We start from the raw sequence: 546 nt of genomic DNA on the forward strand, positions 1-546 counted from the left end.
CTAAATCCAACTCAATACCTAAACCATTGCCTTGAGGCAGATGTAATTCGAAATCACGATATTGAAGCGGGGTCTTTAAAATTTCGTCAGTCAACAGCAATGGACCAAACAATTCAGTGCCATATGCCAAATTCTCAAAGGTCGAGAACAAATGTGCAGAAGCGATGGTGCCAACAGAACCTTCAAGCATCGTGCCACCATACAGATCTACACCAGCGAGGTTCGCAATGGTTGCTACATCACGCCCTTCGAGTAGGCCACCAGACTGAGCAACTTTTACAGCAAACACAGAAGCAGCATTACGCTTCGCTAAACGATAAGCTGTACTTGGACCCATCAATGACTCATCCGCCATAATGGCAATATCAAAACGACGAGTTAAACGCTCCATGGCATCAATATTGTCAATCGCACATGGCTGTTCAATTAGATCCACACCACCATCTTGCAGAAGTTGAATACCTTTGATCGCTTCTAACTCAGACCAAGCACGGTTCACATCGACACGGATAGAAATATCAGCACCTAACGCTTTTTTGATGGTGA

The 546-nt window shown here is 44.5% G+C and carries 1 protein-coding gene; it reads right to left on the reverse strand.

From position 1 onward, the window contains the following. On the reverse strand, positions 1-546 hold a 546-nt coding region (locus AC1M9J_RS14775), incomplete at both ends, for an enolase C-terminal domain-like protein (protein ID WP_481952573.1).

Source organism: Acinetobacter sp. ANC_7588, assembly GCF_056783995.1.